The 13,055-nt window shown below is 51.9% G+C and carries 13 protein-coding genes; 6 read left to right on the top strand and 7 right to left on the bottom strand.

The genetic code is table 11. The annotated features are described in order from the left end of the window. Positions 1–36: 36 nt before the first annotated feature. From BQ6873_RS12500 to BQ6873_RS12480, 5 genes are all read right to left on the bottom strand, one after another. Entirely contained in the window at positions 37–384 is a 348-nt protein-coding gene (locus BQ6873_RS12500) for a GFA family protein (RefSeq protein ID WP_076592935.1), read from the bottom strand. A gap of 48 nt (positions 385–432) precedes the next feature. Then, positions 433–1,233 (bottom strand): anti-sigma factor family protein, encoded by an 801-nt coding sequence (locus BQ6873_RS12495; protein ID WP_076592934.1) that lies wholly within the window; start codon positions 1,231–1,233, stop codon positions 433–435. Next, complete coding sequence (locus BQ6873_RS12490) at positions 1,230–1,736, bottom strand: RNA polymerase sigma factor (protein WP_076592933.1); 507 nt, start codon at positions 1,734–1,736, stop codon at positions 1,230–1,232. Before BQ6873_RS12490 ends, BQ6873_RS12495 begins: the two co-directional genes overlap by 4 nt. A 45-nt stretch (positions 1,737–1,781) precedes the next feature. After that, entirely contained in the window at positions 1,782–2,156 is a 375-nt protein-coding gene (locus tag BQ6873_RS12485; RefSeq protein ID WP_076592932.1) for a COG4315 family predicted lipoprotein, read from the bottom strand. Between the two features lie 248 nt (positions 2,157–2,404). Then, the gene (locus tag BQ6873_RS12480) at positions 2,405–2,956 is read right to left on the bottom strand and encodes a TetR/AcrR family transcriptional regulator (RefSeq protein WP_083664542.1); all 552 of its coding nucleotides are present in this window, start codon (positions 2,954–2,956) and stop codon (positions 2,405–2,407) included. A 183-nt stretch (positions 2,957–3,139) separates the two neighbouring features. On the opposite strand from BQ6873_RS12480, the gene BQ6873_RS12475 reads away from it, so the two are divergent. The 6 genes from BQ6873_RS12475 (at position 3,140) to BQ6873_RS12450 (ending at position 8,761) form a co-directional block, all read left to right on the top strand. Continuing rightward, positions 3,140–3,649, top strand: coding sequence for an HPP family protein (locus tag BQ6873_RS12475; protein WP_076594115.1), 510 nt, complete (start codon positions 3,140–3,142; stop codon positions 3,647–3,649). Between the two features lie 429 nt (positions 3,650–4,078). Further along, positions 4,079–5,338, top strand: coding sequence for an oxalate/formate MFS antiporter (gene oxlT / locus BQ6873_RS12470; RefSeq protein WP_076592931.1), 1,260 nt, complete (start codon positions 4,079–4,081; stop codon positions 5,336–5,338). Between the two features lie 202 nt (positions 5,339–5,540). Then, positions 5,541–6,620 carry an AI-2E family transporter gene (locus tag BQ6873_RS12465; protein ID WP_076594114.1) on the top strand — a complete coding sequence of 360 codons (1,080 nt, stop codon included), beginning with the start codon at positions 5,541–5,543 and terminating at the stop codon, positions 6,618–6,620. A 119-nt stretch (positions 6,621–6,739) separates the two neighbouring features. Next, a complete protein-coding gene (gene trhO, locus BQ6873_RS12460; RefSeq protein ID WP_076594113.1) occupies positions 6,740–7,573 on the top strand; it encodes an oxygen-dependent tRNA uridine(34) hydroxylase TrhO in 834 nt (277 codons plus the stop codon). Next, entirely contained in the window at positions 7,570–8,478 is a 909-nt protein-coding gene (locus tag BQ6873_RS12455) for a pseudouridine synthase (RefSeq protein WP_076592930.1), read from the top strand. The genes trhO and BQ6873_RS12455 overlap by 4 nt, the downstream gene beginning before the upstream one ends. Positions 8,479–8,533: 55 nt before the next feature. After that, entirely contained in the window at positions 8,534–8,761 is a 228-nt protein-coding gene (locus BQ6873_RS12450; RefSeq protein ID WP_076592929.1) for a hypothetical protein, read from the top strand. 22 nt (positions 8,762–8,783) lie between these two features. Here BQ6873_RS12450 and mdoH read toward each other — a convergent pair whose 3' ends face one another. Together mdoH and BQ6873_RS12440 are read right to left on the bottom strand one after the other, a co-directional pair. Continuing rightward, complete coding sequence (gene mdoH / locus BQ6873_RS12445; protein ID WP_076592928.1) at positions 8,784–11,303, bottom strand: glucans biosynthesis glucosyltransferase MdoH; 2,520 nt, start codon at positions 11,301–11,303, stop codon at positions 8,784–8,786. Beyond that, complete coding sequence (locus tag BQ6873_RS12440; protein ID WP_076592927.1) at positions 11,303–12,838, bottom strand: glucan biosynthesis protein G; 1,536 nt, start codon at positions 12,836–12,838, stop codon at positions 11,303–11,305. The genes mdoH and BQ6873_RS12440 overlap by 1 nt, the downstream gene beginning before the upstream one ends. Between the last annotated feature and the right edge of the window lie 217 nt (positions 12,839–13,055).

The raw sequence follows: 13,055 nt of genomic DNA, 5'->3' as shown, positions 1-13,055 counted from the left end.
AGCAGGAGTTCTGTCTAGATTTCTGAACGCTGATTCTTAAGCGCTCTTGCCGTCGTACGGATATTTCTTCAATGCTGTCAGATCGACATTCTCCAAAGTACGCGCATTCACCGCAGCCATCTCTTTACCGTCTTTATCCTGGGCGAAACCAAAAGTCTGGCAGCCACAGGTCGGACAGAAGTGATGTTCGATCTTGTGCTTATTGAATTTGTAGACGGTTGATTTGCCTTCACCACTGGTGATTTTCAACTGTGCACGCGGCACGAACCAGAGCAAAAAACCTTTGCGACTGCAATGTGAACAATTGCAGTCTATGACTTGTTCCAGCTCACCTTCGGCTTCAAACTTCAGCAAGCCGCAATGACACGATCCTTGATAAAGCATCTTGATCTCCTGAATATTATGAATTATTCAGCAGACATCTTCGCGCCATTACTGTGCTTTGTCCAATTGCTCGTACACCGCGTGGGCGATGTTGGCCAACTCGCCTTTATTGATGCTTGCCGACAAGGCATAGCCGAACTTGCCATCTATCCAGTAAAACACGTTCACCGCACCTTCTTGTGCGAAGCGGAAACCAGTGTCCGTGTTCTGCGCCTGGTCGGTCGATACATACAACGTTAAACGCTGACCCACACCATCCTGATACATGAATTGCGCCACCGGCCCGCTTTCGCCCGGCAATAAGCGACCACCGATCAACTCATAACCGAGCTTGCCCAATTTGGGCGGACGCATAGGACTACCAGTACGCTTGGATAACCAGGCTACCAATTGATCTTCCTGATCTGCAGTCACTTCCACCGGACGCCGCGCATCCGGGCTGTACACGCTATGCGCCACAGCAGCCTGCCGCGCCAGCGTCGACACCTTGAGCGGCACAGGCAAACGACTATCTGTTGCTTGCGCCAGCATATTGTTAGTCTGCGTTGCACCATGCAACATCCAACCACCAATACCACCGGCGACTGCAATTGCCAGCATTGCTGCATAACGACCGAACTGCGTCGTCCAACTCGTCAAACCAGAAGTCAGCCGCGCCGGCACCGGCTCATCCAGCACTGGCTTGAATAGCAAACGCAAAGCTTCGTTTTGTTCGCGATAAGTATTGATGCGCTCCAGCTCTTCTGGTCGTGCGGCCAGATAAGCGTCGACCTCCTGACGTCGCGCTTCGCTCAGGAAGCCGTCAACGTAGGCATGCAAGTCTGCTTCAGTCACAGCGAGCTGATTCATTTGACTACCTTTAATAGCGATACGACTGATCGCCCTTCCATTTGTGCACGCAGTTTTTGGCGCGCACGCGACAGACGTGACATCACGGTGCCCAGTGGCAAGCCCAAGGTTGCCGCGACTTCGTCATAGCTCATTTCTTCCAGCGCGATCAGTAATAGAATCTCGCGCTGCTCCGGCGGCAAGGTGCGTAATGCCGATTCAAGATCGCGCATTTCCAAACCGTCCGTCAGCGAATGATGTGTTGCCGGCATCGGCGTCTCATCATCCAACTCTTCGGTCGCTAGCGATGGTCGGCGTACCTGATCAATATGCAGGTTATGCATGATGCCGAACAACCAGGCGCGCATATCGCTGCCGCGTTGCCACGAAGACAGTTTCTTCCAGCCGCGCTCCATCGTGTCCTGCACCAGATCGTCAGCACCCGTGCGATCACCGATCAAGGCACGGGCGTAACGACGCAGACGCGGGATGCAGGCGACTAGACGATCACGTTCATCTTGCATGGCAATTTCCGCTGCAGCGATAGCTTAGTAATAATCCCGCAAACATTAATCCTTGACGACGTGCCAGATGTCCTTGAAGTTATCGCCAGTGCGATCACCTGCTTTTTTGTCGGAAGCAAACAGATACAAAGGCTTGCCCTTGTAAGCAAGTTGCGCAGTGCCGTCGTCACGCGTCACCACGGAATATGGTGCAGCAGGTTTGGCATTGCCGGCAGAAACTGCTGGCCATGCTGTAGCGCAAGGACCGTTGCAAGCACTCTTGCCGCTGTCTGCAACGTCTTTATCGAAGGTGTAAACCGTCATGCCTGTGGCCGTTACCAAAATGCCGTCAGCTTTCTTGAGTGGAACGTTTTGTGCAAAAGCAGTGCTGGACATGAACAAGACCGCAGCGGCAGACAGTACGAGATGAGAGAGTTTCATTTTCTTATTCCTTTTCAATGAAGAGTGGCAAGTCGATATAAGGACGTCATAAATGCGTCCCTACCGGCTTGAATCATTTACGTCAGAAAAAAACAATACGCACAACAATGCGCTGACATTGAGGTAAACGATGGCACGGCTGATTTATTCCATCGTATCGAAAATATTTATCCGCTCTGGCACATTGCTGTCGCTAAGTTACACCTTCTGCGTGCAATCGTGCAGGTCTGATGCGGGATTGAGCTAGATTAACGGCGATCGATCAGACATTGCGCGGCTTCCCACGCTTCCATCGCGGCATTCGGATTACCGGTGAGATGGGCCGCATCGATGGCACCATCCAGCAGGATATTGATCTGTGATGCCAATTTCCCGGATTTTGTACCGTGCGTCTCCAGCAGCAAGCTTGCGATGTAGTCGATGATCAGTTGCTTGTGCAAAGCGGCAACTTGATGGATGGGGTCCTTGCGGTTATGAAACTCGGCAGCTGCATTGATGAACATGCAGCCATTGAAGTCTTTACGCTTGAACCATTGATCGTGCCAGGTGAAGAGCGCCAATATCTTTTGCGACAGACCTTCTTGCTGATTAACGTAGTTCATCAGCGATGTACGGAAGAAGGTATCTCGCTGATTCAAAACTTCCAGTATCAGGTCCGATTTCGACGGGAAGTACTTATAGAGTGTCATCTTCGCGATCCCGGCTTCCGCAATAATGCGATCTATGCCGACACCCGTGTAGCCACCTTGCGCGAATAACTCCATCGCCTTCTTTACCAGTATTTCTCGTTTATCCAACATCATTTCACCTGTAGTCCAAAGCATCATCGCTTGCAAAGAGCTTGTTGCAGATCGTTACCAACATCGTTACTATACAGATCTGTCTGTATATTTCAAGAGAATCAAGCCCAGCCTGCATGGATGCAATCGGGGAAAAGCTGGCTCAAGGCACGATTCATGTTCAACTTTTCTAGCGGGTCATTCATGAATACATTTTTATCAAAAATGCGCGGCGGTACTGCCGTCCCACCACGCGCACCATTCCGGCATATCGCGCTTTCCTGGCTGGGCGGCTTCCTTGCCATCTCGGCAGTTGCACTCGCCACCGATATCAGTCACATGCCGCTGGTGCTTGGTTCTTTTGGCGCAAGCTGCGTGTTGATATTCGGCTTTCCTGAAAGCCCTTTCTCGCAACCACGCAATGTCATTGCCGGTCACTTCCTGTCATCGCTATCTGGCCTGCTCTTTCTGACGCTGTTCGGCCCGCATTGGTGGAGCATGGCGTTAGCTGTCGGCACTGCTATTGCCGTAATGCAACTAACTCGTACTGTACACCCACCGGCCGGTTCGAATCCGGTGATTGTTATGCTGGCTGCGCCTGCCTGGAGTTTTCTGCTGACACCGACCTTGATCGGCAGTGTGATAGTGGTCATCGTGGCAATTGTTTTCAACAATATTCCCAAAGACCGTTCCTATCCAAAATACTGGATGTAAAAGCATCTTTGTATTGCCTCAAACCTGCCTGATTTCCCAACGGATTTGAATATATGGCTAGCGATGCAGCCATATATTCATGCACGGCAAAAAGTCGATCCGCGCATTTTGTACGTAGTATCCACAGAGACCTTACGTGGTATCCACAATTCACAATTTTTTTCACCGCGTGAATACGTGATATCCACAATCTGAATATCTCATATTCTTAACTTTAGGTATAGCAACTCGCCCGCCATTCTCGGATAGTAGCGTCGTTGAATTAAATAAACACGAGCCGTGCGCACAAGCTCAGATCGGTTACCAACTTTTCTGACAGATAGCCACGGTTTCAAATGATCGAAATGAATCATCCGTTGTTTATTGCAACGAGGGCACCGAACAATCGTGACGTGCATTTTCATACTTGAGAGTTGAGAGAAGGCAAATATGAGTGAAATTAAACGTCCAGCGTCATTCCGCTGGATACAATTGATTTTGGGTATCGTCGCTATGGCGATGATTGCAAACTTGCAATACGGTTGGACGCTGTTCGTCGATCCTATCGCTGCTAAACACGGCTGGAGCCGCGCTGCGATTCAAGTTGCATTTACTATCTTCGTTCTGACCGAAACATGGTTGGTCCCTATCGAAGGCTGGTTCGTTGATAAATTCGGCCCACGTCCTGTCGTTATCGTCGGTGGCGTATTGTGCGGTCTGGGTTGGTTCATCAACTCGTTCGCTGATTCCCTGGCTGTTCTGTACTTTGCTGCTGTTATTAGCGGTATCGGCGCTGGTGCTGTATACGGTACTTGCGTTGGTAATGCGTTGAAATGGTTCCCGGACCGTCGCGGTCTGGCAGCTGGTTTGACCGCTGCTGGTTTCGGTGCTGGTTCCGCTATCACCATCATCCCTATCTCGGCAATGATCGCTTCCCGCGGCTATGAAGATGCATTCCTGTACTTCGGTATCGGCCAAGGCATCATCGTAGTTCTGGTTGCATTGTTCCTGGCTCGTGCTCCTGAGCACAAAAAAGGCGAAGCAGTTGCAAACGTTCAACAAACCAAACGCGATTACAAACCAAGCGAAGTTTTGCGTGAACCAGTTTTCTGGGTCATGTATGCAATGTTCGTGATGGTTGCTGCTGGTGGCCTGATGGCAACTGCACAACTGGGTTCGATCGCTCGTGACTTTAAAGTGTTCGACGTTCAAGTCAGCATGATGGGCTTGACCTTGCCAGCACTGACATTTGCTCTGGCTATCGACCGCGTATTGAACGGCTTGACCCGTCCATTCTTCGGCTGGGTATCGGATCAAATCGGTCGTGAACCAACCATGTTCATCGCGTTTGCTATCGAAGCAGTTGGTATCTTGGCTCTGTTCCACTACGGCCACAACCCAATCGCATTCGTTATCCTGACCGGTATCGTGTTCTTTGCATGGGGCGAAATCTACTCCTTGTTCCCATCGACTTGCGCAGATACATTCGGCAGCAAATTCGCAACAGCTAACGCTGGCTTGCTGTACACCGCTAAAGGCACAGCTTCCCTGCTGATCCCTCTGTCGGCAGTATTGGCATCCGCAACTGGCGGCTGGTACGCAGTGTTCGTCGTTGCTAGTGCACTGAATGCAACCGCAGCTCTGATGGCTTGGTTCGTATTGAAACCTATGCGCGCTAAACACATGAGCAAACCAGCTATCGCTGAATAATCGATTTCATTGGTTGTACCTCTTCAAGACCGGCTTAGGCCGGTCTTTTTTTGTCTGTAATTTTCCCAACTGATACGCCTTCTTGCGCTGACAAGAATCTGGCGCTCTGCCCTTATGTGAGCCAACACGCTCACTTTCTGCACGACTTCGGTTAGCATTAAGCAACAACAATATGCGTAACGCTCACAAGGCGATCGAATCCATGAACTATTCAGAAATCCAGCAAAAGACTTTCCTCGCCCTATTGATTGCCTTTTCGTTCGCATTCATCGGGATTTTATTGCCGTTCTACGGCGCGGTATTCTGGGCTTCGGTACTGGCGATTCTGTTCTCGCCGTTCTATCGCAAGATGCTGATCAAAATGAATCAGCGCAGCAATCTCGCTGCATTGGCGACGCTGGGTATCTGTCTGGTGCTGGTGATTCTTCCGCTGATCCTGATTTCCATTTCCATGGTGCATGAAGCATCGAACTTGTATAACAACATCCGTTCAGGGCAAATCAACTTTGGCGCTTATTTTGAAAAAGTCGTCGCCGCCTTGCCTAGCTGGGTCGTTACCCAAATGGATAAATTCGGTCTGACCAACGTCGCCTCCTTGCAGGCAAAAATTACGACGGCTGCCGTGCAAGGTAGCGAATTCATCACCAAGCAAGCCATCAGCATCGGTCAGAATACCTTCAACTTCCTGGTCAGCTTCACCATCATGTTGTACATGCTGTTCTTTCTTTTGCGCGACGGTGACAAGATCGCCAATCGCATTCGACAAGCCGCACCTTTGAATCCTGACCACAAACGCACACTGTTCAATAACCTGACGACAGCCATCCGCGCCACGGTCAAAGGCAATGTGATTGTTGCTGCAGTACAAGGCGCACTCGGTGGTATCGCATTCTGGTTCCTTGGCGTACAAGGCGCATTGCTGTGGGCCGTGTTGATGGCCTTCCTGTCTTTGTTGCCGGCAGTCGGTGCAGCACTGATCTGGGTACCAGTCGCGGTTTACTTCTTGCTGACAGGCGCAGTCTGGCAAGGCGTCACACTGATCGTGTTCGGTGTACTCGTCATCGGCTTGGTGGATAACATCCTGCGCCCGATTCTGGTGGGAAAAGACACTGCATTACCAGATTTTATCGTCCTGATCTCCACCGTCGGCGGTATGGCCCTGCTGGGCTTGAACGGCTTTGTGATCGGGCCAGTCATTGCCGCACTGTTTATGACACTGTGGGACATCTTCTCTTCCGGCAAGCAGAAACAGGAAGCGGAAAAATTGCACCGGCCAGACTAAAGCTTGGTTAAACGAATGACAAAGCCGGCTGAATGCCGGCTTTTTTCATCGCGGTTGCAAACGCCTTGTCTGCTTGTCATCAGCAGCCATACAGCGCAATTTCTGCGACAATTCGCGCTATGAATTCGATATCCCCAGTCGCAGAGCAATTCCACATCGCCTTTTACAAGTTTGCCAAACTGGCTGACGCCGATGCCGTTGTCACCGTTTGCCGTGAGCTGACGCACAATCTGCTCGGCAGCATCCTGATTGCCGACGAAGGCATCAACGGCGTATTGGCCGGTGACGCAGCAACGCTCGACCGCTTCGAACAAGCGCTACGCAAGGACCCACGTCTGGGCGGTGCATTCAGCAATATCGTCTTCAAGCGCAGCGCCTGCAAGACCGCGCCGTTTGCCCGCATGAAGGTACACAAGAAATCTGAAATCGTTTTCCTCGGTGTAGACAATGTCGATGCCATCAGCAAAACCGGCATAGACGTCAGCCCGCAAGAATGGCGCGAGTTGATCGCACAAGATGATGTCGTCGTGATCGACAATCGCAACAGCTTTGAATTCAAGTTGGGAAAATTCAAGAATGCAGTCGACCCCGGCGTCGATAACTTCCGCGACTTCCCCAAGTACATAGAAGAACATGTGCCGGAGTGGCAAGCAGCCGGCAAGCGCGTCGCCATGTATTGCACCGGCGGCATACGCTGTGAAAAAACCAGTGCCTGGATGCTGGATATGGGCGTGCCGGTTTATCAGCTCGAAGGCGGCATCCTGAATTACTTCCTCGAGATGCCGGATGCAGAGAAAGATTGGGAAGGCGAATGCTTCGTCTTCGACAATCGCATCGCGCTCGATACCAAAATGCAGGAAACCGACACCACGCTGGAAGATGTGTACGGCGGCGAACCCGATTGGGAATGGCGTTTGCAACGCGCCAAACGGCTGGACGCCGACAGCGAGTGAGCGCTGCCAAAATTTCACCGCCGTCCAGCAAGGACGGCGTCGGCCCCAGCAGCGTCGCGCTGCCGGCTGGATCATGGCCTAGCATCATCGCTTTTCTCGTCGAACACTTCCCGGCGATTCCACATACAGAATGGGAAGCACGCATGCAGCGTGGTGATGTGATCGATGCCGCAGGACGGGCACTGACACCTGCCAGCCCATACCAGGCGCACAGCAAGATTTTTTATTACCGCAGCTTACCGGCTGAACCGCGCATTCCGTTTGATGAAGTCGTGTTGTATCAAGACGAATATCTGATTGCGGTCGACAAACCACACTTTCTACCCGTCACGCCAGCTGGCCGCTATCTGCAAGAAACTTTGCTGGTGCGTCTGAAGCGCTCGCTCGGCATAGATACGCTGGCACCCATGCATCGCATCGATCGCGAAACTGCCGGCCTCGTGCTCTTCACGATACAGCCGCACACACGCAATTTGTATCAAACCCTGTTCCGCGAACGTAGCGTCAGCAAAGAGTACGAAGCCATCGCGCCGTATTGCGCCGACCTCGTCTTGCCCACCACGTATCGCAGTCGCTTGCTTGAAAGCGCGGCCTTCATGAAAATGGAAGAAGTCGAAGGGGAAGCGAATGCAGAAACAGCGATAGAACTGATTGAAGTACACGGTGCGTTGGCGCGTTATAAACTGGAACCCGTCAGTGGCCAGAAACATCAGCTGCGCGCGCATATGGCGGCGCTCGGCATACCGATCATGAATGACAGAATTTATCCTCATCTTTATCCAGATGAAGGCGCGGAACAAGATTACAGTCAGCCATTAAAGTTGCTGGCGAAGACGATCTCTTTTACCGATCCGATTTCACAGCAATTACGTCAATTCGAAAGTCGGCAAAGTCTGTCGTTTTAACAAGCACGCTTAACACTCGTTGCACTGCGACGATCACATATATTCAAGGAAATCGATGTCACTGGAAACCATAGGCGGCTTTATCAGTATGCTGATCACACCGCTAACAACCTTGATCGCGGAAAAACTCGCAGACCGTTTTGGTGGCAAGGAATCAACTCTGAGACAAGTGGTCATTCAATGCCTAGCTTTCGTCTTACTGTTAATCCCGGTTGCTCTGCTCCTGATTGCGCTGATTGGCATGGTCATCTTCAGCTTTCAAATGCTGTCTGCAGGGTTCTGACGGAAACGATTAATTTTCCGCATCAAGCTGCATGGCGCAAGGCGCGCTGTTTGTGTTCCTTCTCTCTTTCCTGACGCATATGCTGAAACCAGTGTGGATGTGCGCTCTCCGAAGTCCACACATCAAGATGCAGTTGCGACAGGAAAATCGGATCAGCCAGCAAGCTATTCTTTTGACCATCGCTCAAAACAGATGCGCCATTCAGCAATGCGTTCTGCACTAGCTCGGCACGCATGCGCTGCGCGGTCGGCGAACGATGTGCGTGGATAGAGCTGCTCGCACACATCACACCATTGAAGCGTGGATCAACCACCGCATCGACAAACGTCATTTGATGCGACGCTTCTTTCACATGTGCGACCGTAGCCGTCAATTCGACTGGTGGTTCAGCCTCTTCCGGAATCAAGAATAATTTCTTCCGGCGGAAGCGCAAGCCGTTCACAACCTTGCTGGAATAGATAGACACGGGTATCGCCACTGCCAGCGAACCGACTATGGGCAAGAGCCACGGTAGAAAAGCCGGATTCAACCAAAAGATAATGCCGCCCCAGGTCAAACCCAGCAAAGTATGAAAACCGTGCTTGCGTATCGCTTCGCCAGGACTGGTTTCTGCATCTTCACGCGGTGGTGATTTCCAGCGCAGCGCCCAACCCATAAAGGCAGCGATAACGAAGTGCGTGTGGAACAACATGCGCACCGGTGCCAGCAACATCGAAAAAAACATTTCGATCAACATGCTGAATATCAAACGCATACTTCCACCAAACTGCTTAGCACCCTGCATGCATATCAATACCACGCTCAATATCTTAGGTAGAAATAACAAGGTCGCCGTTGCACTAAAGAGCGCGAGTGCTTTTTCCGGATGCCATTGCGGCCAAGTTGGAAACAACTGCCACGGCTCGGTAAAGTAAACCGGCTCGGCCAAGGTGTGTTGCATCAACATGCCGGTGGAAAGCAGCAGAAACAGAAACCACAAAGGTGCCGACAGATACGCCATCACACCGGTGACGAATACTGCTCTATGTACCGAATGCATGCCCTTGGACAGGAACAGACGGAAGTTCATCAGATTGCCCTGGCACCAGCGACGGTCACGCTTCAATTCATCCAATAGGTTAGGCGGCATTTCTTCATAGCTGCCATCCAGATCGTAGGCTATCCAGACCTTCCAACCGGCACGTCGCATCAAGGCCGCTTCGATAAAGTCATGCGACAGAATTTCGCCGGCAAATGGACCTTTGCCCGGCAACAGGGACAAGGCGCAATGTTCGATAAAGGGCTGCATCCGTATGATCGCGTTATGCCCCCAGTAGTGCGACTCACCAAGCTGCCAGTAATGCAGACCCGCAGTAAACAAAGGGCCGTACACACGTGTGGAAAATTGCTGGATGCGCGCATACAAGGTATCGCGACCCGCAGCGCGTGGTGCGGTTTGAATAATGCCGGCATCCGGATTGGCTTCCATCGATTGCACCAGCTTGGTCAGGCAATCGCCGCTCATTACGCTATCGGCATCCAGCACCAGCATGTAACGATAATTTTTGCCCCAGCGTCGGCAGAAGTCATCGATGTTGCCGCTCTTGCGCCGCACACGACGTTGGCGACGACGATAAAAAATGCGGCCGAAACCATCGACCGCCTTGCACAGCACTGCCCACGCCGCTACTTCTGCCGCGCAGATATCGCTATTGCCGCTATCGCTCAACACGAAAAAATCAAAACGATCCAGCTGACCTGTTTTTTGCACCGACTCGTACGTTGCGCGCAAGCCGGCAAAGACGCGCGTCACATCTTCATTACAGATAGGCATCACGATGGCAGTGCGCGCATCGGCGGCAATCGGACCGTTTGCTACTGCTGATTTTGAAATCAGATGAGGATCTTTACCGCGCGCCAGCAAAATAAAACCTGTCATCGCGGTCCAGAAACCAGCTGATACCCAGCAGAACAGCAAGGCGAACAAAGCCAGCATCGCCATCTCTAGCGGCTGCTTGCCTTGATACGGCAAGACGCTACTCATGTAATACGTTGCCAGCGCCGTTTGTCCCAACATCAGAAACAGCAAGGTCAAGCGACGTGCGCCACCTTTGGCAGCATCATTGACCGGTGCAGCATCTGTCACGGGCACAGCTGATTCAGCTTTATCTGTATCGCGACGTCGCAGAGACTGAAACCAGCGCGTGAGCGGATTCAATGCGCCCCATGGCTGTGGCACCATCGAAACACGATTAATCGGTGGTGCGATATTTAATGCCGCACTTGCTGCCGCGCCGAGTTCTTGTGCGGGTTCAACGGTATTGAAGGCATGCGATGCCGTGCCAAGTGCCAAGCGCGTGCGCGCCACGACGGACGCTAACGCTGGATTGTCTGGATACGCATGCTTTCCCGCCAAGGCATGATGCAAGCCAGTCATTGCTTCACGCGTAGAGAAGGTCGGCGCTGCTTCAAGCTGCGCCTCTATCGCCTCGCGCTCAGCCTGCGGTAAGGAAAGGTGATCGAGATAATGCCGACATTGCGTCGGGATGCGTGGCGCGTCCATCAATCTGCCGGCAGAATGTAACTCCACGTTTCCGATAGAGTCGTATTGTTACTGTACAAAAATCCGCGCAGTTCTATCGGCTTCTTGTCATCTATGCGCTTGACCTTCAGTGCCGCGCGCCAGCCGCCACTGACTTCGTTGCGAGAAGTCACCGATTCCAGTATTTCGCCATTCGCATCGGACGATGCGCGTATATCTATCTTTGTATTCGGCGGCAGTTTCTTCAGCGCCGGCCCATCAAAATCGATGAGCAGGGAAATGCTGTCATCTGCTTTATTGTTGGTATAACCGTGACCGCGCCGCGTTTGTGTCACCCAGGACAAGGGCGGACGCTGCTGCAAGCTCTTGTTCCAGTACACGCGATAATCGATATTGATAGGCTCGCCCGGCTTGGGCAACTGATCCGGCACCCAGTAGGCAACGATGTTGTCGTTGGTTTCATCCGGTGTCGGTATCTGCACCAACTCGACCCGGCCGGAACCCCATTTTCCTATCGGCTCCACCCAGGCACTCGGACGTGCTTCATAACGGGCAGCCAGATCTTCATAACTGGAGTGTCTTTCATCACGCTGCATCAAGCCGAAGCCGGACGGATTGCTCAAACTATATGAGGTCACCAGCAAACGCTTGGGATTAACCAATGGCCGCCATATCCATTCGCCGGTACCGGATTGAACCGATAAACCATCCGAGTCATGCACTTCGGGACGATAGTCGTCGGACGTCGGGCGCTGATTCTCGCCGAATAAATACATGCTGGTCAGCGGTGCGACGCCGAGCTTGCTAACGTTCTCGCGCAGATATAACTGCGACTTCACTTCGGTCACGGTTTGTTCGCCGGGTCTGACAATGAAGCGGTAAGCGCCGGTAACGCGACGCGAATCGAGCAGCGCATAAATCGTCAATTGCTTGCTATTAGCCGTAGGACGTTCTATCCAGAATTCCACAAAGCGCGGGAATTCTTCACCGGAGTTCAATGCAGTATCGATAGCCAGGCCACGTGCAGAGAGTCCATAGACTTGCCCCTTGCCGACCGCACGCAAATAACTGGCACCGAGAAAGACCAGGAATTCATCCTTGGATTTAGGCGTATTGATTGCGTAATGCACACGGAAGCCGGCAAAACCGAGATGCTTCAAGTCCTGCGCACTGAGTTTATTACCGCCGTAATTAAAGGCTTTCGGATCGAAGGGAATCGGACGTGCGCGATTGTTGCTAATTTCGTTGATGCGGACGGCACTGTCGTATTGCCGACCTTGATGGAAAAAGCTGAGTTGAAACGGTAGTTTGGCAGAACGCCAGTAAGCACTATCCTGCTTGAATTGAATGTCGTGATACTGCGCGTAGCTTAAATTCTCGAGCGCTTTGGGAATGTTCTTGGGCGGGGCCTTGTAAGACGTCGTGGCCAGTTGCTTGGCCTTTTTTGCCACATCATTGAAATCAAATGCAAGCGCATGGACACATGGAATAAACGAAAAAACCAGCACCGCGATGCGCTGAGGGGCTCGCACAAATGTAAATAAACTTCGAAACATGATTTCCAATCCAAACAAACTATCCGACCGATGCCAGCTATCAGATCCCTGCTGCAAAATGTTTGTGCAGGGTCAGGACGTGTATCGCGCTCAGTTGCAATACCCGTCGTACATTGAAAGGCTTTACGAATTAAGCCAATATTGACCTTCCGCCCCGGATGGTTCGGGCAAAAGACGATAACTTCAGCGAAAAGTGCGTATGGCTCTACACAGACTC

This window comes from Herminiimonas arsenitoxidans, assembly GCF_900130075.1.
Taxonomy (GTDB): Bacteria; Pseudomonadota; Gammaproteobacteria; order Burkholderiales; family Burkholderiaceae_D; genus Oxalicibacterium; species Oxalicibacterium arsenitoxidans.
This window is presented reverse-complemented; position numbering and strand designations above follow the sequence as displayed.

What these genes read in the sequence shown, in the direction of transcription:
- BQ6873_RS12500 (WP_076592935.1), bottom strand. Translation starts at nt 384, where the DNA reads ATGCTTTATCAAGGATCGTGTCATTGCGGCTTGCTGAAGTTTGAAGCC.
- BQ6873_RS12495 (WP_076592934.1), bottom strand. Translation starts at nt 1,233, where the DNA reads ATGAATCAGCTCGCTGTGACTGAAGCAGACTTGCATGCCTACGTTGAC.
- BQ6873_RS12490 (WP_076592933.1), bottom strand. Translation starts at nt 1,736, where the DNA reads ATGCAAGATGAACGTGATCGTCTAGTCGCCTGCATCCCGCGTCTGCGT.
- BQ6873_RS12485 (WP_076592932.1), bottom strand. Translation starts at nt 2,156, where the DNA reads ATGAAACTCTCTCATCTCGTACTGTCTGCCGCTGCGGTCTTGTTCATG.
- BQ6873_RS12480 (WP_083664542.1), bottom strand. Translation starts at nt 2,956, where the DNA reads ATGTTGGATAAACGAGAAATACTGGTAAAGAAGGCGATGGAGTTATTC.
- BQ6873_RS12475 (WP_076594115.1), top strand. Translation starts at nt 3,140, where the DNA reads ATGAATACATTTTTATCAAAAATGCGCGGCGGTACTGCCGTCCCACCA.
- oxlT (WP_076592931.1), top strand. Translation starts at nt 4,079, where the DNA reads ATGAGTGAAATTAAACGTCCAGCGTCATTCCGCTGGATACAATTGATT.
- BQ6873_RS12465 (WP_076594114.1), top strand. Translation starts at nt 5,541, where the DNA reads ATGAACTATTCAGAAATCCAGCAAAAGACTTTCCTCGCCCTATTGATT.
- trhO (WP_076594113.1), top strand. Translation starts at nt 6,740, where the DNA reads ATGAATTCGATATCCCCAGTCGCAGAGCAATTCCACATCGCCTTTTAC.
- BQ6873_RS12450 (WP_076592929.1), top strand. Translation starts at nt 8,534, where the DNA reads ATGTCACTGGAAACCATAGGCGGCTTTATCAGTATGCTGATCACACCG.
- mdoH (WP_076592928.1), bottom strand. Translation starts at nt 11,303, where the DNA reads ATGGACGCGCCACGCATCCCGACGCAATGTCGGCATTATCTCGATCAC.
- BQ6873_RS12440 (WP_076592927.1), bottom strand. Translation starts at nt 12,838, where the DNA reads ATGTTTCGAAGTTTATTTACATTTGTGCGAGCCCCTCAGCGCATCGCG.